Below are 20085 nucleotides of genomic sequence, written 5' to 3'. Positions count from 1 at the left end.
TATTAAAGGCGGAAAACGAGTTCAAACGGCGCGCCCTAACCGTATCAATGGCGAAATTCGCGCCCAGGAAGTTCGCTTAACAGGTCTGGAAGGCGAGCAGCTTGGTATTGTGAGTCTGAGAGAAGCTCTGGAGAAAGCAGAAGAAGCCGGAGTAGACTTAGTCGAGATCAGCCCTAACGCCGAGCCGCCGGTTTGTCGTATAATGGATTACGGCAAATTCCTCTATGAAAAGAGCAAGTCTTCTAAGGAACAGAAGAAAAAGCAAAAAGTTATCCAGGTTAAGGAAATTAAATTCCGTCCTGGTACAGATGAAGGCGACTATCAGGTAAAACTCCGCAGCCTGATTCGCTTTCTCGAAGAGGGTGATAAAGCCAAAATCACGCTGCGTTTCCGCGGTCGTGAGATGGCGCACCAGCAAATCGGTATGGAAGTGCTTAATCGCGTGAAAGACGATTTGCAAGAACTGGCAGTGGTCGAATCCTTCCCAACGAAGATCGAAGGCCGCCAGATGATCATGGTGCTCGCTCCTAAGAAGAAACAGTAAGGCCTTCAAGTAGCACTGTCTGTGGAGCCTTCGGGCTTCACAGGCTTTGTTCGCCTTTGTTTCGTTTATCAACAATGCGAAGTGGAAGTTATTAAAATGCCAAAAATTAAGACCGTACGCGGTGCTGCTAAGCGCTTCAAAAAAACCGGTAAAGGTGGTTTTAAGCACAAGCACGCTAACCTGCGTCACATTCTGACCAAAAAAGCGACCAAACGTAAACGTCACCTGCGTCCGAAAGCCATGGTTTCCAAAGGCGATCTGGGCCTGGTAATCGCGTGCCTGCCGTACGCATAAGCCGTTAACGTTTTTAACTTTTTAATTAGAATATAGATACAGGAGAGCACATATGGCTCGCGTAAAACGTGGTGTTATTGCACGCGCACGTCACAAGAAAATTTTGAAACAAGCTAAAGGCTACTACGGTGCGCGTTCTCGCGTATACCGCGTTGCCTTCCAGGCTGTTATCAAAGCTGGTCAGTATGCTTACCGTGACCGTCGTCAACGTAAGCGTCAGTTCCGTCAACTGTGGATTGCGCGTATCAACGCAGCAGCACGTCAGAACGGTATTTCTTACAGCAAATTCATCAATGGCCTGAAAAAAGCCTCTGTTGAAATCGACCGTAAGATCCTGGCTGATATCGCAGTATTCGACAAAGTAGCGTTCACCGCTCTGGTTGAAAAAGCGAAAGCAGCTCTGGCATAAGCCAGTTGAAAGAGGGAGCTAGTCTCCCTCTTTTCGTTTCAACGCCATCAAAACATTGACTTTTATCGCCGTAGCCTTTTCAATAAAGGTCTTTTGAAGAGTACCAAAAGGTAACGCAAGCAATGAATGCTGCTATTTTCCGCTTCTTTTTTTACTTTAGCACCTGAATCCAGGAGGCTAGCGCGTGAGAAGAGAAACGGAAAACAGCGCCTGAAAGCCTCCCAGTGGAGGCTTTTTTTGTATGCGCGTTTTGAAAAATAAAAAGCCAGTCTATCAGGCGTAATTGTCGCAGCCAGTCTGGACACGGCCAGTGCGGAGAAACCGGAGCGTACTTAAGTACGTGAGGATTTCGAGCACTGCCCGGGACCAAAATGGCAAGTAAAATAGCCTGATGGGATAGGCTCTAAGTCCAACGAACCAGTGTCACCACTGACACAATGAGGAAAACCATGTCACATCTCGCAGAACTGGTTGCCAGTGCGAAGGCGGCCATTAGCCAGGCGTCAGATGTTGCCGCGTTAGATAATGTGCGCGTCGAATATTTGGGTAAAAAAGGGCACTTAACCCTTCAGATGACGACCCTGCGTGAGCTGCCGCCAGAAGAGCGTCCGGCAGCTGGTGCGGTTATCAACGAAGCGAAAGAGCAGGTTCAGCAGGCGCTGAATGCGCGTAAAGCGGAACTGGAAAGCGCTGCACTGAATGCGCGTCTGGCGGCGGAAACGATTGATGTCTCTCTGCCAGGTCGTCGCATTGAAAACGGCGGTCTGCATCCGGTTACCCGTACCATCGACCGTATCGAAAGTTTCTTCGGTGAGCTTGGCTTTACCGTGGCAACCGGGCCGGAAATCGAAGACGATTATCATAACTTCGATGCTCTGAACATTCCTGGTCACCACCCGGCGCGCGCTGACCACGACACTTTCTGGTTTGACGCTACCCGCCTGCTGCGTACCCAGACCTCTGGCGTACAGATCCGCACCATGAAAGCCCAGCAGCCACCGATTCGTATCATCGCGCCTGGCCGTGTTTATCGTAACGACTACGACCAGACTCACACGCCGATGTTCCATCAGATGGAAGGTCTGATTGTTGATACCAACATCAGCTTTACCAACCTGAAAGGCACGCTGCACGACTTCCTGCGTAACTTCTTTGAGGAAGATTTGCAGATTCGCTTCCGTCCTTCCTACTTCCCGTTTACCGAACCTTCTGCAGAAGTGGATGTCATGGGTAAAAACGGTAAATGGCTGGAAGTACTGGGCTGCGGGATGGTGCATCCGAACGTGCTGCGTAACGTTGGCATCGACCCGGAAGTTTACTCTGGTTTCGCCTTCGGGATGGGGATGGAGCGTCTGACTATGTTGCGTTACGGCGTCACCGACCTGCGTTCATTCTTCGAAAACGATCTGCGTTTCCTCAAACAGTTTAAATAAGGCAGGAATAGATTATGAAATTCAGTGAACTGTGGTTACGCGAATGGGTGAACCCGGCGATTGATAGCGATGCGCTGGCAAATCAAATCACTATGGCGGGCCTGGAAGTTGACGGTGTAGAGCCGGTTGCCGGTAGCTTCCACGGCGTGGTAGTTGGTGAAGTGGTTGAGTGTGCGCAGCATCCGAACGCTGACAAACTGCGTGTGACAAAAGTGAATGTCGGCGGCGATCGCCTGCTGGACATCGTCTGCGGTGCGCCAAACTGCCGTCAGGGCCTGCGTGTGGCGGTAGCGACCATTGGTGCTGTTCTGCCGGGTGATTTCAAAATTAAAGCGGCGAAACTGCGTGGCGAACCGTCTGAAGGGATGCTGTGCTCCTTCTCTGAACTGGGAATTTCTGACGATCACAGCGGCATTATCGAACTGCCTGCAGATGCGCCGATTGGCACTGACATCCGCGAATACCTGAAACTCGATGACAACACCATCGAAATCAGCGTAACGCCAAACCGTGCCGACTGTTTAGGTATCATTGGTGTTGCGCGTGACGTTGCCGTGCTGAATCAGCTGCCGCTGGTTGAACCGGAAATCGTTCCGGTTGGTGCGACCATCGACGACACGCTGCCGATTACAGTCGAAGCGCCGGAAGCCTGCCCGCGTTATCTTGGCCGTGTGGTAAAAGGCATTAACGTTAAAGCGCCAACTCCGCTGTGGATGAAAGAAAAACTGCGTCGTTGCGGGATCCGTTCTATCGATGCAGTTGTTGACGTCACCAACTATGTGCTGCTCGAACTGGGCCAGCCGATGCACGCTTTCGATAAAGATCGCATTGAAGGCGGCATTGTGGTGCGGATGGCGAAAGAGGGCGAAACGCTGGTGCTGCTCGACGGCACTGAAGCGAAGCTGAATGCCGACACCCTGGTTATCGCCGACCACAACAAGGCGCTGGCGATGGGCGGTATCTTTGGTGGCGAACACTCTGGCGTGAATGACGAAACGCAAAACGTGCTGCTGGAATGCGCTTTCTTTAGCCCGCTGTCTATCACCGGTCGTGCTCGTCGTCATGGCCTGCATACTGATGCGTCTCACCGTTATGAGCGTGGCGTTGATCCGGCACTGCAGTACAAAGCGATGGAACGTGCGACCCGTTTGCTGATCGACATCTGCGGTGGTGAGGCTGGTCCGGTAATTGATATCACCAGCGAAGCAACGCTGCCGAAGCGTGCAACCATCACTTTACGTCGTAGCAAACTGGATCGCCTGATCGGCCATCATATTGCGGATGAGCAGGTAACTGACATTCTGCGTCGTCTCGGCTGCGAAGTGACCGAAGGCAAAGACGAGTGGCAGGCAGTTGCGCCGAGCTGGCGTTTCGATATGGAGATTGAAGAAGATCTGGTCGAAGAAGTCGCGCGTGTTTACGGCTACAACAACATCCCGGATGAGCCGGTACAGGCAAGCCTGATTATGGGTACTCACCGTGAAGCTGACCTGTCGCTCAAGCGCGTGAAAACGCTGTTCAACGACAAAGGCTATCAGGAAGTGATCACCTATAGCTTCGTTGATCCGAAAGTGCAGCAGATGATCCATCCAGGGGTTGAAGCGTTACTGCTGCCAAGCCCGATTTCCGTTGAAATGTCAGCAATGCGTCTTTCTCTGTGGACCGGCCTACTGGCAACCGTGGTGTACAACCAGAACCGTCAGCAGAATCGTGTACGCATTTTCGAAAGCGGTCTGCGTTTCGTGCCAGATACTCAGGCACCGTTGGGCATTCGTCAGGATCTGATGTTAGCCGGTGTGATTTGCGGTAACCGTTACGAAGAGCACTGGAACCTGGCAAAAGAGACCGTTGATTTCTATGATTTGAAAGGCGATCTTGAATCCGTTCTCGACCTGACTGGTAAACTGAATGAGGTTGAGTTCCGTGCAGAAGCGAATCCGGCACTGCATCCGGGGCAATCCGCAGCGATTTATCTGAAAGGTGAACGTATTGGTTTTGTTGGGGTTGTTCATCCTGAACTGGAACGTAAACTGGATCTTAACGGTCGCACTCTGGTGTTCGAACTGGAGTGGAACAAGCTCGCAGACCGCGTGGTGCCTCAGGCGCGCGAGATTTCTCGCTTCCCGGCGAACCGTCGTGACATCGCGGTGGTGGTCGCAGAAAACGTTCCCGCAGCGGATATTTTATCCGAATGTAAGAAAGTTGGCGTAAATCAGGTAGTTGGCGTAAACTTATTTGACGTGTACCGCGGTAAGGGTGTTGCGGAGGGGTATAAGAGCCTCGCCATAAGCCTGATCCTGCAAGATACCAGCCGTACACTCGAAGAAGAGGAGATTGCCGCTACCGTCGCCAAATGTGTAGAGGCATTAAAAGAGCGATTCCAGGCATCATTGAGGGATTGAACCTATGGCGCTTACAAAAGCTGAAATGTCAGAATATCTGTTTGATAAGCTTGGGCTTAGCAAGCGGGATGCCAAAGAACTGGTTGAACTGTTTTTCGAAGAGATCCGTCGCGCTCTGGAAAACGGCGAACAGGTGAAACTCTCTGGTTTTGGTAACTTCGATCTGCGTGATAAGAATCAACGCCCGGGACGTAACCCGAAAACGGGCGAGGATATTCCCATTACAGCACGGCGCGTGGTGACCTTCAGACCCGGGCAGAAGTTAAAAAGCCGGGTCGAAAACGCTTCGCCCAAAGACGAGTAATCTGATCTAACTAAAAAGGCCGCTCTGCGGCCTTTTTTCTTTTCACTGTCGAAGAGTCACCGTAAAATCAACGCCATGACACTTCAGCAGAACGGATACCATGCTGACACTTGCCCGCCAACAACAGCGACAAAATATTCGCTGGTTATTATGCCTGTCAGTTTTGATGCTGCTGGCGCTTCTCTTAAGCCTTTGCGCCGGTGAACAATGGATTTCGCCAGGTGACTGGTTTTCTCCTCGTGGCGAACTGTTCGTCTGGCAAATTCGCCTGCCACGTACGCTGGCTGTATTGCTGGTTGGTGCGGCGCTGGCTATATCCGGCGCTGTAATGCAGGCGTTGTTTGAAAATCCTCTGGCAGAACCTGGACTACTTGGCGTCTCTAACGGCGCAGGCGTGGGGCTTATCGCCGCGGTATTGCTTGGGCAAGGGCAACTCCCCAACTGGGCGCTAGGGCTGTGTGCGATTGCTGGCGCGCTTATCATCACTTTAATACTCTTACGTTTCGCCCGTCGTCATCTTTCGACCAGTCGGTTATTGCTGGCTGGCGTTGCATTAGGGATTATCTGTAGCGCACTAATGACGTGGGCTATCTACTTTTCCACCTCTGTTGATTTACGTCAGCTGATGTACTGGATGATGGGCGGTTTTGGCGGCGTAGACTGGCGGCAAAGCTGGCTGATGCTGGCATTGATCCCCGTGTTGTTGTGGATCTGTTGTCAGTCCAGGCCGATGAATATGTTAGCACTTGGCGAGATCTCGGCGCGGCAACTGGGTTTACCCCTGTGGTTCTGGCGCAATGTGCTGGTGGCAGCGACCGGCTGGATGGTTGGCGTCAGTGTGGCGCTGGCGGGTGCTATCGGCTTTATTGGTCTGGTGATCCCACATATTCTCCGGTTGTGTGGTTTAACCGATCATCGCGCATTACTTCCCGGCTGCGCGCTGGCAGGGGCGAGCGCATTGCTGCTGGCCGATATTGTAGCGCGCCTGGCATTAGCTGCCGCAGAGCTGCCTATTGGCGTGGTCACCGCAACGTTGGGTGCGCCGGTGTTTATCTGGTTATTGTTAAAAGCAGGACGTTAGCCGCAAAAAGACGGTCTATGATTAAAAGCTAAGATTTTTACTGACCACACCCAGGAGAAACGATGCAAGATTCCATTCTGACGACCGTAGTGAAAGATATCGACGGTGAAGTGACCACGCTGGAGAAGTTCGCCGGTAATGTGCTGTTGATTGTCAATGTCGCCTCAAAGTGTGGCTTAACGCCGCAATATGAGCAGTTGGAGAATATTCAGAAAGCCTGGGCCGATCGAGGTTTTGTGGTGCTGGGATTCCCGTGCAACCAGTTTCTGGAACAAGAACCGGGCAGCGATGAAGAGATTAAAACTTACTGTACCACCACATGGGGGGTGACGTTCCCGATGTTCAGTAAGATTGAAGTTAACGGCGAAGGACGCCATCCGCTGTATCAAAAATTGATTGCCGCAGCGCCGACCGCAGTCGCGCCGGAAGAGAGCGGATTCTATGCCCGTATGGTCAGCAAAGGTCGTGCACCGCTGTACCCTGATGATATTTTATGGAATTTTGAGAAATTTTTAGTTGGCAGGGACGGATTGGTCATCCAGCGTTTTTCCCCGGATATGACGCCGGAAGATCCCATTGTGATGGAAAGCATTAAACTGGCGTTGGCAAAATAATGTCTATTGTGATGCAGTTACAGGATGTTGCGGAATCTACCCGCCTGGGGCCGCTTTCTGGCGAGGTTCGGGCTGGGGAGATCCTGCACCTGGTGGGGCCGAATGGCGCGGGTAAGAGTACCTTACTGGCACGAATGGCCGGAATGACCAGCGGTAAGGGAAGCATTCAGTTCGCGGGGCAACCACTGGAAGCATGGTCCGCAACAAAACTCGCGCTGCATCGCGCCTATCTTTCACAACAGCAGACGCCGCCGTTTGCAATGCCGGTCTGGCACTACCTGACACTGCATCAGCACGATAAAACGCGTACCGAACTACTGAATGATGTCGCAGGGGCGCTGGCTCTTGATGACAAACTCGGACGTAGCACCAATCAACTTTCCGGCGGTGAATGGCAACGCGTACGTCTTGCTGCGGTGGTGCTGCAAATCACACCACAAGCCAATCCCGCAGGCCAATTGCTGCTTCTTGATGAGCCGATGAACAGTCTTGATGTTGCGCAACAAAGTGCGTTAGACAAAATTCTGAGCGCGCTGTGTCAGCAAGGACTGGCGATTGTGATGAGCAGTCACGATCTAAACCACACGTTGCGTCATGCGCATCGGGCGTGGTTGCTAAAAGGTGGAAAAATGCTGGCCAGTGGACGCAGAGAAGAGGTGCTCACGCCGCCAAATCTGGCGCAGGCCTATGGGATGAATTTTCGCCGTCTGGATATCGAAGGTCACAGAATGCTGATTTCGACCATCTGATTTCATTAGTATCTTGAAAATCGGGTAATTACGACGCTAAATTAATGCAAGAATAAAAAACAGAGGAACCATACGGAATGCGTTTCTGCCTTATTTTGATCACAGCACTGTTTCTGGCCGGGTGTAGCCACCATAAAGCACCGCCGCCAAATGCCAGACTTTCTGATTCGATTACCGTTATTGCCGGTTTGAACGACCAGCTACAAAGCTGGCATGGCACGCCGTATCGTTATGGTGGCATGACGCGGCGCGGTGTGGACTGTTCGGGATTTGTGGTTGTGACGATGCGCGATCGTTTCGATTTACAGCTGCCCCGAGAAACCAAAGAACAAGCCTCTATCGGCACGCAAATTGATAAAGACGAGTTGCTGCCTGGTGACCTGGTCTTTTTCAAAACGGGTTCCGGACAAAATGGTTTGCATGTAGGTATTTACGATACCAACAACCAATTTATCCACGCCTCTACCAGCAAGGGAGTGATGCGTTCCTCACTTGATAATGTCTATTGGCAGAAAAATTTCTGGCAGGCGAGACGAATCTAGTATGTCGAAAATTGGACGGCGATGATACATCGCCGTCCATTTACTCCAGAATACAGTAGTATTTTGCAGACAAAAATTCCGTAAATGGATTATTCGTTTATAATCAGGATAATCTAAAAAAAGGACCCCTGAAAAAGTGGTTAACATGGAACAAATGAAAGTTACTCCTTATGTAATTGTTATGTCTTATGGCCTCATCCCTTTTAGCCGGATACTGAAAAACATCCTTCGAGAGGGACGGTTACCATGAAGATTTTTTTGGAGAATCTTTATCATTCTGATTGCTATTTCCTGCCGATAAGAGATAACCAGCAAGACCTTGTCGGCGTTGAGTTAATTACCCATTTCTCCAGTGAAGATGGCACGGTGCGTATCCCGACGAGTCGGGTTATAGCGCAACTTACCGCGGAGCAACATTGGCAATTATTTTCAGAGCAGTTGGAATTACTAAAATCATGCCAACATTTTTTTATTCAACATAAACTCTTTGCCTGGCTTAATTTAACGCCACAAGTGGCTACATTATTATTAGACAGGGATAATTACGCGGGCGAACTATTAAAATATCCGTTTATTGAACTGTTGATTAATGAGAATTACCCGCATCTCAATGAAGGAAAAGATAATCGCGATCTTTTGTCCTTATCGCAAATGTATCCCCTTGTGTTAGGTAATTTGGGAGCAGGCAATAGCACAATGAAAGCGGTTTTTGATGGTCTTTTCACCCGCGTCATGCTGGATAAAAGTTTTATTCAGCAACAAATCACGCATCGCTCCTTCGAACCGTTTATTCGTGCGATCCAGGCGCAAATTTCCCCTTGTTGCAATTGCATCATCGCGGGGGGCATTGATACGACAGAAATATTGGCACAGATTACCCCCTTCGATTTCCATGCTCTCCAGGGATGCCTGTGGCCTGCCGTTCCTATAAATCAGATAACGACGTTGGTTCAGCGATAACCCTCCTGTTTGCTGGTGTTTAAGACGAGAGTAACCGTCTACACTATCAAACAGGAGGATCTATGACCCTGTCTTTTATTACCCGCTGGCGCGATGAATTGCCAGCAACCTATACAGCACTTTCCCCTACGCCTTTAAATAATGCTCGGCTGATTTGGCATAATACCGAACTCGCTAACACGCTGAGTATTCCATCGTCGCTGTTTAAAAATGGCGCAGGTGTCTGGGGCGGCGAAACCCTACTGCCTGGTATGTCACCACTGGCGCAGGTTTACAGTGGTCATCAGTTCGGCGTCTGGGCGGGCCAACTGGGTGATGGGCGCGGCATTTTACTCGGCGAACAACTGCTTGCTGATGGCACTACAATGGACTGGCATCTGAAAGGTGCTGGCCTGACGCCTTATTCGCGAATGGGTGATGGACGGGCGGTTTTACGTTCGACGATACGAGAAAGTCTCGCCAGTGAGGCGATGCATTATCTGGGCATTCCGACGACCCGCGCGTTAAGTATCGTCACCAGCGATTCGCCAGTGTATCGTGAAACGGCGGAGCCAGGCGCGATGCTGATGCGTGTGGCACCAAGTCATCTGCGCTTTGGTCATTTCGAACATTTTTACTACCGCCGCGAGTCGGAAAAGGTTCGTCAGTTAGCTGACTTTGCTATTCGTCATTACTGGTCACATCTTGAAGATGATGAGGACAAATACCGTCTCTGGTTTAGCGATGTTGTCGCACGTACCGCATCGTTAATTGCCCAATGGCAGACGGTCGGCTTTGCTCATGGGGTGATGAATACCGACAACATGTCGCTGCTGGGGCTGACGCTTGATTACGGGCCGTTTGGTTTTCTTGATGATTACGAACCCGGTTTTATTTGTAATCACTCGGATCATCAAGGGCGTTATAGCTTTGATAATCAACCTGCTGTCGCGTTGTGGAATTTACAGTGTCTGGCGCAGACATTGTCACCATTTGTTGCCGTAGATGCCCTGAATGAGGCCCTGGACAGCTATCAGCAGGTTTTGTTGACGCATTATGGACAACGGATGCGGCAGAAACTGGGCTTCATGACGGAGCAAAAAGAGGATAACGCGCTACTGAATGAATTATTCAGTCTGATGGCGCGAGAGCGCAGCGATTATACCCGCACATTTCGCATGCTGAGTCTGACCGAGCAGCACAGCGCGGCGTCACCGCTACGTGATGAGTTTATTGATCGTGCGGCATTTGATGACTGGTTTGCCCGTTATCGGGGGCGTTTGCAACAAGACGAGGTTAGCGATAGTGAGCGTCAGCAGTTGATGCAAAGCGTTAACCCCGCTCTGGTATTGCGCAACTGGTTGGCGCAACGGGCGATTGAAGCGGCAGAAAAGGGTGATATGACGGAATTGCACCGCCTGCATGAGGCGTTGCGAAATCCTTTCAGCGACAGAGATGATGACTATGTCAGTCGTCCACCTGACTGGGGTAAACGGCTGGAAGTCAGCTGCTCGAGTTAAAGGCTACTTGGTCAACAGCAGCTTGCCAGCCTGAGTTTTACGGAGCAGATATTCTTGCCCGTCATGATCGATAATCAGTTTGCCATCCGGACCTAACAGTGTCTGGCTGGAAATTCGCCGAATAGGCTGCGGGGAAGCGGTCTTGTGATTGGCATCCGTTTCAGGCGTGAGTTTTCTGCTATCCGTATAACGCATAAAAATTAATAATAATTGATATAACAATGATTCTTATTATCAATATTATGGCTGACCAGAGCAAGCAGTAATGTGTTGAGAAGACAACAAGTTGCGCAGAAATGCCCATCCCATCAGGAATGGGCACGCATTCAGAAGCGGGTATCTACCGCAGAGGCGAGTTTTTCGACCAGGCGTTCGGTATCTTCCCAGCCCAGACACGGGTCGGTAATGGATTGACCGTAAGTGAGCGGCTGACCGCCGACGATTTTTTGCGTTCCTTCGCGCAGGAAACTTTCCGCCATAATTCCAGCAATCGCCGTAGAGCCATTGCGGATTTGCTGACAAATATCCTCACAAACTTCTAACTGGCGACGGTGCTGCTTCTGGCAGTTACCGTGGCTGAAATCCACCACCAGATGTTCAGGTAAATCAAACTCGTGCAGCGTATCGCAGGCTGCGGCGATATCATCGGCATGATAATTCGGTTTTTTGCCGCCACGCATAATAATGTGGCCATACGGGTTGCCGCTGGTCTGATAGATGGTCATCTGACCATTTTTGTCTGGCGAGAGGAACATATGGCTGGCGCGGGCTGCGCGGATAGCATCCACAGCAATCCGCGTATTGCCATCGGTACCATTTTTAAAACCTACCGGACAGGAGAGTGCCGAAGCCATTTCACGGTGGATCTGACTTTCGGTAGTACGTGCGCCAATCGCGCCCCAACTGATTAAATCAGCAATAAACTGACCGGTCACCATATCGAGGAACTCAGTCGCGGTTGGGACGCCCAGCTCATTTACCTGTAAAAGTAATTTGCGCGCCAGCTCCAGACCGTGATTTACCCGATAGCTGCCGTTTAAATCTGGATCGGAGATTAGTCCTTTCCAGCCGACAACAGTTCGTGGTTTTTCAAAATAGGTGCGCATTACGATTTCCAGCCGTGACTGGTACTGGTTGCGCAGCGACTGCAGACGGGTGGCGTACTCCATTGCAGCGGTGAGATCGTGGATCGAGCAGGGGCCAATAATGACCAACAGTCGCTTATCTTCACCATTGAGTATTTTTTCAATTCTGCGGCGGGAGTCGGTGACATGGGTGGCGACGCCAGGCGTTACGGGATACCGTAGCGCGAGTTCGGCGGGCGTTACCAGGCTCTCAATACGCGCAGTACGGAGTTCGTCAGTTCTGTTCATTACAAGTCTCAGAAATTTGTTGCTTCTACGGCAGGACTGCCGGGAAGTGATGCGCATCACGATAAACCAATCGCTGCTGATTTCAAGTGCGAGGTGTGTCACACCTCGCCGGGTGGTTAGCATGATAACAAAAAAATAAGCTAATGCACTAGTTCTTTAGTACATTCGGCGACTAAGGCCCATGATATCGAGGATCTTGGTGGCAATCTCTTCTACCGAATAATTGGTACTGTTAATCCACGGGATCTGATTTTTACGGTACAAGGCTTCCACTTCCGCGACTTCCATCCTGCACTGACGAAGCGAGGCATAGCGACTGTTCTCCCGACGTTCCTCGCGAATCGCCGCCAGACGTTCCGGGTCGATAGTCAGGCCGAACAATTTATGCTGAAGCGGTTTGAGCGACGCGGGTAGCACCAGATTATCCATATCGTCGGCAATAAAGGGGTAGTTTGCCGCGCGGATACCAAATTGCATTGCCAGATACAGACTGGTGGGGGTTTTACCACAGCGAGAAACACCGAGCAGGATCACCTGAGCCTGATCCAGATTGCGCAACGAAATGCCGTCATCGTGGGCGAGGGTGTAATCAATCGCCGCAATGCGCGCATCATATTTATTGAGATTATTAGGGTTAAGGCCATGGGTACGATGAGCAATCGGCGTTGGATCCAGTTTCATCTCTTGTTGTAGCGGGGCAACCAGCGCCTGAACGATATCCTGGCAAAAACCTTCACTTTGCAAGATGATGGCGCGAATCTCCGGCAACACGATGGAGTAGAAGACCAGCGGGCGCACGCCTGTCTGGTGATAAATTGCGTCAATCTGATCCTTCACTGCCCGTGCACGGCTCTCATTTTCGACAAACGGCAGCGTGATGCTGCTGATAGTGACGGGAAATTGTGACATTACTGCGTGTCCTAATACCTCCGCAGTTATTGCCGTACCATCAGAAATATAAAAAACGTGGCGATCAACAGCATTATCCATTTTGTTCTTCCCGTGATGCAGACATAATTCTATGAAAGCATAAATTAAAAACGCACAGAAGCGTAGAACGTTATGTCTGGTTTATAAAATGAACCTTCAATTTTATTTTTTATGAAAACAGCATTTCATTTTTATGGTTTCGTTTATACCGATGGTTTATGTGGAAATTGTCGAAGAGAGCAGATTTGCGCAACGCTGGGATCAGTCTTAAAAAGTAAAAAAATATATTTGCTTGAACGATTCACCGTTTTTTTCATCCGGTTAAATATGCAAAGATAAATGCGCAGAAATGTGTTTCTCAAACCGTTCATTTATCACAAAAGGATTGTTCGATGTCCAACAATGGCTCGTCACCGCTGGTGCTTTGGTATAACCAACTCGGCATGAATGATGTAGACAGGGTTGGGGGCAAAAATGCCTCCCTGGGTGAAATGATTACTAACCTTTCCGGAATGGGTGTTTCCGTTCCGAATGGTTTCGCCACAACCGCCGACGCGTTTAACCAGTTTCTGGACCAAAGCGGCGTAAACCAGCGCATTTATGAACTGCTGGATAAAACGGATATTGACGATGTTACTCAGCTTGCGAAAGCGGGCGCGCAAATCCGCCAGTGGATTATCGACACTCCCTTCCAGCCTGAGCTGGAAAACGCCATCCGCGAAGCCTATGCACAGCTTTCCGCCGATGACGAAAATGCCTCTTTTGCGGTGCGCTCCTCCGCCACCGCAGAAGATATGCCGGACGCTTCTTTTGCCGGTCAGCAGGAAACCTTCCTCAACGTTCAGGGTTTTGACGCCGTTCTCGTGGCAGTGAAACATGTATTTGCTTCTCTGTTTAACGATCGCGCCATCTCTTATCGTGTGCACCAGGGTTACGATCACCGTGGTGTGGCGCTCTCCGCCGGTGTTCAACGGATGGTGCGCTCTGACCTCGCATCATCTGGCGTGATGTTCTCCATTGATACCGAATCCGGCTTTGACCAGGTGGTGTTTATCACTTCCGCATGGGGCCTTGGTGAGATGGTCGTGCAGGGTGCGGTTAACCCGGATGAGTTTTACGTGCATAAACCGACACTGGCGGCGAATCGCCCGGCTATCGTGCGCCGCACCATGGGGTCGAAAAAAATCCGCATGGTTTACGCGCCGACCCAGGAGCACGGCAAGCAGGTTAAAATCGAAGACGTACCGCAGGAACAGCGTGACATCTTCTCGCTGACCAACGAAGAAGTGCAGGAACTGGCAAAACAGGCCGTACAAATTGAGAAACACTACGGTCGCCCGATGGATATTGAGTGGGCGAAAGATGGCCACACCGGTAAACTGTTCATTGTGCAGGCGCGTCCGGAAACCGTGCGCTCACGCGGTCAGGTCATGGAGCGTTATACGCTGCATTCACAGGGTAAGATTATCGCCGAAGGCCGTGCTATCGGTCATCGCATCGGTGCGGGTCCGGTGAAAGTCATCCATGACATCAGCGAAATGAACCGCATCGAACCTGGTGACGTGCTGGTCACTGACATGACCGACCCGGACTGGGAACCGATCATGAAGAAAGCATCTGCCATCGTCACCAACCGTGGCGGTCGTACCTGTCACGCGGCGATCATCGCTCGTGAACTGGGCATTCCGGCGGTAGTGGGCTGTGGTGATGCAACAGAACGGATGAAAGACGGTGAGAACGTCACTGTTTCTTGTGCCGAAGGTGATACCGGTTACGTCTATGCGGAGTTGCTGGAATTTAGCGTGAAAAGCTCCAGCGTAGAAACGATGCCGGATCTGCCGTTGAAAGTGATGATGAACGTCGGTAACCCGGACCGAGCTTTCGACTTCGCCTGTCTGCCGAACGAAGGCGTGGGACTTGCGCGTCTGGAATTTATCATCAACCGTATGATTGGCGTCCACCCACGCGCACTGCTTGAGTTTGACGATCAGGAACCGCAGTTGCAAAACGAAATCCGCGAGATGATGAAAGGTTTTGATTCTCCGCGTGAATTTTACGTTGGTCGTCTGACTGAAGGGATCGCGACGCTGGGTGCCGCGTTTTATCCGAAGCGCGTCATTGTCCGTCTCTCTGATTTTAAATCGAACGAATATGCCAACCTGGTCGGTGGTGAGCGTTACGAGCCAGATGAAGAGAACCCGATGCTCGGCTTCCGTGGCGCGGGACGCTATATTTCCGACAGCTTCCGCGACTGTTTCGCGCTGGAGTGCGAAGCAGTGAAACGTGTGCGCAACGACATGGGGCTGACCAACGTTGAGATCATGATCCCGTTCGTGCGTACCGTAGATCAGGCGAAAGCGGTGGTTGAAGAACTGGCGCGTCAGGGGCTGAAACGTGGTGAGAACGGGCTGAAAATCATCATGATGTGTGAAATCCCGTCCAACGCCTTGCTGGCCGAGCAGTTCCTCGAATATTTCGACGGCTTCTCAATTGGCTCAAACGACATGACGCAGCTGGCGCTCGGTCTGGATCGTGACTCTGGCGTGGTGTCTGAACTGTTCGATGAGCGCAACGATGCGGTGAAAGCACTGCTGTCGATGGCGATTCGTGCCGCGAAGAAACAGGGCAAATATGTCGGGATTTGCGGTCAGGGTCCGTCCGACCACGAAGACTTTGCCGCATGGTTGATGGAAGAGGGGATCGATAGCCTGTCTCTGAACCCGGACACCGTGGTGCAAACCTGGTTAAGCCTGGCTGAACTGAAGAAATAAAATAAATACCCGGCGGCGTTTTGTCGCCGGGTCCATTTCTATATCCCCACCTTTTAACAACCTACTTCAGGCAAACGCGCTCGTGCAATATAAAAAGCTTCCGAGCATCATCTGAATAATTGGCTGGTGTTCTTTCTGATTTTAATTCGTTTGAGATCTTCTCCACAGAATAATTCTCGATACCATTTTTTCTCAAAGTCGAATGTGACCACTCGTCAATTTCCTTAAGCATATGCGTAATTTTTTCGTCCAGAGTTCGTTGGATTGCACGAAGTCACTGGCGAGTCCCGTTTTTATACTGTCTTCAACCACAGCATAAAAAGAGATATGGCTATGAAAAATTACCGCACCGTTATTCAGACATAAGCGCAGATTATGTAATTCAGAGAATTTATTCGAACTAAAGCCGATTTTCTGATTTGTCTGGCTGTACAGAAAACAGGATAAATTCCCTCCACGAGCGGAGGGAAACAGCTACAGGGATTGCATATGAGTTGCTATTTGAAAGTCCTGATTTGTGCGATTGTCGCACTCGCTATATGGTTTTCCCCCGTCCCCGACGGGTTAACACCCTTAACCTGGCACATTCTGGCAATATTCATCACCACTGTGGTGGCGTTTATTCTGCAACCGTTGCCGGTAGGCGCTATCGCGTTAATAGCCATCAGTTTTATTATGCTTACCGGCATGATGAAAACCAGCGAAGCCTTAAAAGGTTTCAGCAGCACCACGGTATGGCTTATTGTCGCCGCATTCCTGTACGCGAAAGGATTCATCAAAACGGGGTTAGGACGACGTATCGCCTATTTACTGATTCGCGGATTTGGCGGCAGCTCGTTGCGTCTGGGTTATACCTTAGCGCTAAGTGATATGATTATCGCGCCCGCAACGCCATCAAACACAGCGCGAGCAGGGGGGATTTTGTTCCCGATTGTTCGCAGTGTCTCTAACAGCTTTGGATCTGAACCGGATCAAGGGCCGCGTAAAATCGGCGCTTATCTGATGCAGACGGTGTTCCATTCCAACTGTCTCTCATCCTCGATGTTTATGACGGCCAGCGCGCCAAATGCGCTAATTGTATCTCTGGCGGCCAGCACCTTATTTGTTGATATCTCATGGGGGATGTGGACGCTAAGTGCACTGGTACCGGGCATTATCGCTTTTATCACTATGCCGTTGGTCATTTACAAACTTTACCCGCCAGAGATCAAAAAGACGCCAGAAGCCAAAGCGTTGGCACAGGAAGAACTTATCAAAATGGGGCCGGTAACCCGTGATGAGCGCGTGACGATTGGCATTTTCCTGCTTTCATTATTGGCCTGGAGTACATCGAAATGGACTGGCCTGGATGCGACGGCTGTCGCGCTTTCCGGCGTCTGTTTAATGTTGATGACCCGGATTATCACCTGGCAGGATGTGCAGTCAGAGAAGGGGGCCTGGGACATTCTGGTCTGGCTGGGAGTCATGATCTGTATGGCAGATAAGCTCAATCAGCTTGGCCTGTTCAAATGGTTTGCCGTCACAACCTCGGCGCTGTTCACCGGCATTCCCTGGGAAATAACACTGACGGTTTTGCTGATAGTTTACTGCTATTCCCACTATTTCTTTGCCGGAAGTACGCCGCATGTAGTGGCGATGTATGCCGCTTTTGGCAGCGTCTCGGTTGCTGCAGGCGCACCGCCGATGATGGCAGCTCTGTCACTGGCGTTCGTCACTAACCTGATGAGCGGCATTTCGCATTATGGCAACGGACCCGCAGTGATCTATTACGGCGCAGGCTATGTCTCGCAACGAGAATGGTGGCGGCTGGGCTTTATCGTCATGTTGTTGAACATTGTCATCTGGTTCGGACTGGGGGCGGTGTGGTGGAAAATTCTTGGCCTGTGGTAAGTGGTCTGCGGCAAACATCAATCAAGGAATAGTGTATGAACTTAAAAGATATTCAGGTGGCGATCGTCGGCAAATTAAGCGACCGCTTAATGGCTAAAGTTGAATCTACCTTCACCGCATATCGCCTGTGGGAACTGACCGACGCAGACGCTTTTTACACGCAGATCGCGCCGGATATTCAGGCGCTGGTGACCAGTGGTAATCCGGTAATGGGAGCTTCTCGGGCGCTCATTGAAAAATTTCCGAATCTGAAGATTATTGCCAGCAACGGTGTGGGCTATGACCCTATTGATATCGTGGCAGCAAGGGAGCATGGCGTTATCGTCACCAACACCCCTGGCGTGCTTAATGATTGTGTTGCAGACATTGGCATGGCGTTGTTACTCAATGTTGCCCGACGTATTAACATTGCCGATCGTTATGTTCGTGACGGCCGTTGGCCAAACGAAGGGCGTTTCCCGATGGCGACGAAAGTGAGTGGTAAGCGTTGCGGAATTGTTGGTCTGGGGAACATTGGTAACGCTGTAGCCCGCCGTGCAGCAGCATTTGAAATGGAAATTCACTATTTCGACCCAAAACCGCATAACAAACCTGGATGGACGGCGCATGATTCGCTGGTTTCTCTGGCGCAAGCGGTGGATTTCCTCGTTCTGACGCTGCCAGGCGGGGCAAGTACACGCGGCGTTATTGACAAAACTGTGCTGCAGGCTCTGGGGGGGACCGGGCATTTGATCAGTATTTCCCGGGGTTCAGTGGTGAACGAAACTGATCTGATTGATGCTCTGCAAAATAACATAATTGCTGGTGCGGCACTGGACGTTTATGCCAACGAACCACATGTGCCAGAACAATTAATGTCGCTGGATAACGTTGTCCTTACGCCACATATCGCCAGTGGTACGAGCGAAACGTTTAATGCGATGGCGGATTTGGTTTTTGATAACTTACAGGCTTTCTTTAGCGGACAGCCAGTTATTACCCCTGTTACTCAATAAGGCGGAAAATATGATTTATGGTGATATCACTTATCTTAGTGAACAACAAAAACGAACATTTCATCCTGTCATCGCTCGTGTCATTGAGTATCTTTCACAACATGATCTGAATAGTGTTCCTGTAGGGGAGAAGGTTTTTATTCAGGATGACTCAATTTTTTATACCGTGGTTGAACCGATGACTAAACCACTACATGAATGCCGACCAGAAGTTCATCGTAAATATCTTGATGTCCATTTCTTAATTGCCGGAGAAGAGCGGGTTTGTGTGGATTTTGATGATGGAGAAAACTCGGTTGTAGAAAGCCACCTGGGCGACCGTGACGTTATTTTTTATGCTGATGAACGTATTAATGATCGGATAATCACGTTGACACCAGGACAGTTTGTGGTGGTCTTCCCGGAAGAGGTACATCGGGCATGTTATAAAGTCGATAACGTGGAGAAAATCAAAAAAACAGTCGTGAAAATCGACATGAGTCTATTATAGGTGGAGCTGGTTATGACAAAAATTGCCCTGGTGACAGGGGGAAGTAAAGGTATCGGCTACGCGGCAGCAAGGGCGCTCTATGACATTGGATATACTGTTATTGTTGCCGCGCGTAACGAAGAAACCTTACAGCAATGTGCACAAGAATTAGCCAAGGAACGCTTTATTCCTCTGGTTGCTGATGTAACGGATGAGTCCGCTGTCGTTGCACTATTTGCCGAGATTAAGGCTCGTTTTGGTCGACTGGATCTCTTGTTCAATAATGCGGGCAATAATAGTCCGGCAAAAAGTATTGAAGAGGTTGAGTTTACTGAGTGGATACGCGTATTTAACGCCAATATTCACTCGACATTTTTGTGTTCGAAAGAGGCGATTAAAATTATGAAAGCGCAGCAGCCAATGGGAGGACGTATTATTAACAATGCGTCGATTTCCGCACTGACGCCGCGCCTCTATACTGCGCCATACACGGCGTCGAAACATGCTGTTACCGGGTTGACCAAGGCCATTTCCCTGGATTGTCGCAAATTTAATATCGCTTGCGGGCAAATTAATATCGGCAATGCGGAAACGACATTATCGAATCGGATGCGTAAGGGCGTTTATCAGGCAGATGGCGCTATTAAAGCGGAAGATATGATGAATGTTGCTGATGTTGCAGCAGCCATTCAGATGATGGCCCAATTGCCAGTAACCACGAATGTGCTGGAAATAACGATTATGGCAAATAATATGCCATATGTCGGACGTGGTTAATCGGGATTGAATAAAGCACCTTGCGTATAAGGTGCTTTATTATTTATGA

The 20085-nt window shown here is 50.3% G+C and carries 21 protein-coding genes and 1 other annotated feature; of the genes, 18 read left to right on the top strand and 3 right to left on the bottom strand.

What is annotated here, in order from left to right; genetic code table 11:
- Position 1: 1 nt before the first annotated feature.
- From infC to selO, 13 genes are all read left to right on the top strand, one after another.
- The gene (gene infC / locus ACJHW7_RS08950; RefSeq protein ID WP_001700733.1) at positions 2 to 544 is read left to right on the top strand and encodes a translation initiation factor IF-3; all 543 of its coding nucleotides are present in this window, start codon (positions 2 to 4) and stop codon (positions 542 to 544) included.
- A 96-nt stretch (positions 545 to 640) separates the two neighbouring features.
- A complete protein-coding gene (rpmI, locus tag ACJHW7_RS08945; RefSeq protein ID WP_001124225.1) occupies positions 641 to 838 on the top strand; it encodes a 50S ribosomal protein L35 in 198 nt (65 codons plus the stop codon).
- A 52-nt stretch (positions 839 to 890) separates the two neighbouring features.
- Complete coding sequence (gene rplT / locus ACJHW7_RS08940) at positions 891 to 1247, top strand: 50S ribosomal protein L20 (RefSeq protein WP_000124850.1); 357 nt, start codon at positions 891 to 893, stop codon at positions 1245 to 1247.
- Positions 1248 to 1363: 116 nt separating this feature from the next.
- Positions 1364 to 1488: a sequence feature (Phe leader region), on the top strand.
- Positions 1370 to 1414, top strand: coding sequence for a pheST operon leader peptide PheM (gene pheM / locus ACJHW7_RS08935; protein ID WP_001386830.1), 45 nt, complete (start codon positions 1370 to 1372; stop codon positions 1412 to 1414). Its footprint overlaps the feature before it by 45 nt.
- A gap of 208 nt (positions 1489 to 1696) precedes the next feature.
- On the top strand, positions 1697 to 2680 hold the full coding sequence (gene pheS / locus ACJHW7_RS08930; RefSeq protein ID WP_000018588.1) for a phenylalanine--tRNA ligase subunit alpha: 984 nt from the start codon (positions 1697 to 1699) through the stop codon (positions 2678 to 2680).
- Between the two features lie 14 nt (positions 2681 to 2694).
- Positions 2695 to 5082 (top strand): phenylalanine--tRNA ligase subunit beta, encoded by a 2388-nt coding sequence (gene pheT / locus ACJHW7_RS08925; protein ID WP_021556867.1) that lies wholly within the window; start codon positions 2695 to 2697, stop codon positions 5080 to 5082.
- A gap of 4 nt (positions 5083 to 5086) precedes the next feature.
- Positions 5087 to 5386 (top strand): integration host factor subunit alpha, encoded by a 300-nt coding sequence (gene ihfA, locus ACJHW7_RS08920; RefSeq protein ID WP_001229265.1) that lies wholly within the window; start codon positions 5087 to 5089, stop codon positions 5384 to 5386.
- 100 nt (positions 5387 to 5486) lie between these two features.
- A complete protein-coding gene (gene btuC / locus ACJHW7_RS08915) occupies positions 5487 to 6467 on the top strand; it encodes a vitamin B12 ABC transporter permease BtuC (RefSeq protein WP_000956516.1) in 981 nt (326 codons plus the stop codon).
- Positions 6468 to 6529: 62 nt separating this feature from the next.
- The gene (gene btuE, locus ACJHW7_RS08910) at positions 6530 to 7081 is read left to right on the top strand and encodes a bifunctional thioredoxin/glutathione peroxidase (RefSeq protein ID WP_001154167.1); all 552 of its coding nucleotides are present in this window, start codon (positions 6530 to 6532) and stop codon (positions 7079 to 7081) included.
- Positions 7081 to 7830 (top strand): vitamin B12 ABC transporter ATP-binding protein BtuD, encoded by a 750-nt coding sequence (btuD, locus tag ACJHW7_RS08905; protein ID WP_000029466.1) that lies wholly within the window; start codon positions 7081 to 7083, stop codon positions 7828 to 7830. The genes btuE and btuD overlap by 1 nt, the downstream gene beginning before the upstream one ends.
- Positions 7831 to 7907: 77 nt before the next feature.
- Positions 7908 to 8372, top strand: coding sequence for an NlpC/P60 family protein (locus ACJHW7_RS08900; RefSeq protein WP_001209780.1), 465 nt, complete (start codon positions 7908 to 7910; stop codon positions 8370 to 8372).
- Positions 8373 to 8618: 246 nt separating this feature from the next.
- Positions 8619 to 9332 carry an anti-FlhDC factor gene (gene ydiV, locus ACJHW7_RS08895; RefSeq protein WP_021556866.1) on the top strand — a complete coding sequence of 238 codons (714 nt, stop codon included), beginning with the start codon at positions 8619 to 8621 and terminating at the stop codon, positions 9330 to 9332.
- Between the two features lie 62 nt (positions 9333 to 9394).
- On the top strand, positions 9395 to 10831 hold the full coding sequence (selO, locus tag ACJHW7_RS08890) for a protein adenylyltransferase SelO (protein ID WP_021556865.1): 1437 nt from the start codon (positions 9395 to 9397) through the stop codon (positions 10829 to 10831).
- Between the two features lie 3 nt (positions 10832 to 10834).
- On the opposite strand, the gene hemP is transcribed toward selO, so the two are convergent.
- The 3 genes from hemP to ppsR all read right to left on the bottom strand — a co-directional run bounded on the left by hemP (position 10835) and on the right by ppsR (position 13194).
- Entirely contained in the window at positions 10835 to 11026 is a 192-nt protein-coding gene (gene hemP, locus ACJHW7_RS08885) for a hemin uptake protein HemP (RefSeq protein WP_001270809.1), read from the bottom strand.
- A 131-nt stretch (positions 11027 to 11157) separates the two neighbouring features.
- Entirely contained in the window at positions 11158 to 12204 is a 1047-nt protein-coding gene (gene aroH / locus ACJHW7_RS08880) for a 3-deoxy-7-phosphoheptulonate synthase AroH (RefSeq protein WP_001082226.1), read from the bottom strand.
- Between the two features lie 156 nt (positions 12205 to 12360).
- On the bottom strand, positions 12361 to 13194 hold the full coding sequence (ppsR, locus tag ACJHW7_RS08875; RefSeq protein ID WP_000368046.1) for a posphoenolpyruvate synthetase regulatory kinase/phosphorylase PpsR: 834 nt from the start codon (positions 13192 to 13194) through the stop codon (positions 12361 to 12363).
- Positions 13195 to 13526: 332 nt separating this feature from the next.
- Here ppsR and ppsA point away from each other — a divergent pair, with 332 nt between their 5' ends.
- From ppsA to ACJHW7_RS08850, 5 genes are all read left to right on the top strand, one after another.
- Positions 13527 to 15905: a phosphoenolpyruvate synthase gene (gene ppsA, locus ACJHW7_RS08870; protein WP_000069369.1), complete on the top strand. Its 2379-nt coding sequence runs from the start codon at positions 13527 to 13529 to the stop codon at positions 15903 to 15905.
- A 489-nt stretch (positions 15906 to 16394) separates the two neighbouring features.
- Positions 16395 to 17795: an anion permease gene (locus tag ACJHW7_RS08865; RefSeq protein ID WP_001278076.1), complete on the top strand. Its 1401-nt coding sequence runs from the start codon at positions 16395 to 16397 to the stop codon at positions 17793 to 17795.
- A gap of 35 nt (positions 17796 to 17830) precedes the next feature.
- Positions 17831 to 18790, top strand: a complete 960-nt coding sequence (locus ACJHW7_RS08860) for a 2-hydroxyacid dehydrogenase (protein WP_021556864.1) — start codon at positions 17831 to 17833, stop codon at positions 18788 to 18790.
- 10 nt (positions 18791 to 18800) lie between these two features.
- Positions 18801 to 19280 (top strand): YhcH/YjgK/YiaL family protein, encoded by a 480-nt coding sequence (locus tag ACJHW7_RS08855; RefSeq protein WP_021556863.1) that lies wholly within the window; start codon positions 18801 to 18803, stop codon positions 19278 to 19280.
- A 12-nt stretch (positions 19281 to 19292) separates the two neighbouring features.
- Complete coding sequence (locus ACJHW7_RS08850) at positions 19293 to 20036, top strand: SDR family oxidoreductase (protein ID WP_000160968.1); 744 nt, start codon at positions 19293 to 19295, stop codon at positions 20034 to 20036.
- Positions 20037 to 20085: the final 49 nt, after the last annotated feature.

Origin of the sequence: Escherichia sp. WS1152, from assembly GCF_046487665.1 — a bacterium.
Taxonomy (GTDB): Bacteria; Pseudomonadota; Gammaproteobacteria; order Enterobacterales; family Enterobacteriaceae; genus Escherichia; species Escherichia coli.
The sequence above is the reverse complement of the archived record's forward strand: the minus strand, read 5'-3'. Positions and strand labels throughout refer to the sequence as shown.

Bases quoted from the DNA above. Each gene is read 5' to 3' on its own strand.
- rplT (WP_000124850.1), top strand. From the start codon at position 891: ATGGCTCGCGTAAAACGTGGTGTTATTGCACGCGCACGTCACAAGAAA.
- btuD (WP_000029466.1), top strand. From the start codon at position 7,081: ATGTCTATTGTGATGCAGTTACAGGATGTTGCGGAATCTACCCGCCTG.
- ACJHW7_RS08900 (WP_001209780.1), top strand. From the start codon at position 7,908: ATGCGTTTCTGCCTTATTTTGATCACAGCACTGTTTCTGGCCGGGTGT.
- ACJHW7_RS08855 (WP_021556863.1), top strand. From the start codon at position 18,801: ATGATTTATGGTGATATCACTTATCTTAGTGAACAACAAAAACGAACA.
- aroH (WP_001082226.1), bottom strand. From the start codon at position 12,204: ATGAACAGAACTGACGAACTCCGTACTGCGCGTATTGAGAGCCTGGTA.
- hemP (WP_001270809.1), bottom strand. From the start codon at position 11,026: ATGCGTTATACGGATAGCAGAAAACTCACGCCTGAAACGGATGCCAAT.
- pheS (WP_000018588.1), top strand. From the start codon at position 1,697: ATGTCACATCTCGCAGAACTGGTTGCCAGTGCGAAGGCGGCCATTAGC.
- ACJHW7_RS08865 (WP_001278076.1), top strand. From the start codon at position 16,395: ATGAGTTGCTATTTGAAAGTCCTGATTTGTGCGATTGTCGCACTCGCT.
- ACJHW7_RS08850 (WP_000160968.1), top strand. From the start codon at position 19,293: ATGACAAAAATTGCCCTGGTGACAGGGGGAAGTAAAGGTATCGGCTAC.
- ihfA (WP_001229265.1), top strand. From the start codon at position 5,087: ATGGCGCTTACAAAAGCTGAAATGTCAGAATATCTGTTTGATAAGCTT.
- btuE (WP_001154167.1), top strand. From the start codon at position 6,530: ATGCAAGATTCCATTCTGACGACCGTAGTGAAAGATATCGACGGTGAA.
- ppsR (WP_000368046.1), bottom strand. From the start codon at position 13,194: ATGGATAATGCTGTTGATCGCCACGTTTTTTATATTTCTGATGGTACG.
- btuC (WP_000956516.1), top strand. From the start codon at position 5,487: ATGCTGACACTTGCCCGCCAACAACAGCGACAAAATATTCGCTGGTTA.
- ydiV (WP_021556866.1), top strand. From the start codon at position 8,619: ATGAAGATTTTTTTGGAGAATCTTTATCATTCTGATTGCTATTTCCTG.
- ppsA (WP_000069369.1), top strand. From the start codon at position 13,527: ATGTCCAACAATGGCTCGTCACCGCTGGTGCTTTGGTATAACCAACTC.
- ACJHW7_RS08860 (WP_021556864.1), top strand. From the start codon at position 17,831: ATGAACTTAAAAGATATTCAGGTGGCGATCGTCGGCAAATTAAGCGAC.
- selO (WP_021556865.1), top strand. From the start codon at position 9,395: ATGACCCTGTCTTTTATTACCCGCTGGCGCGATGAATTGCCAGCAACC.
- pheT (WP_021556867.1), top strand. From the start codon at position 2,695: ATGAAATTCAGTGAACTGTGGTTACGCGAATGGGTGAACCCGGCGATT.
- rpmI (WP_001124225.1), top strand. From the start codon at position 641: ATGCCAAAAATTAAGACCGTACGCGGTGCTGCTAAGCGCTTCAAAAAA.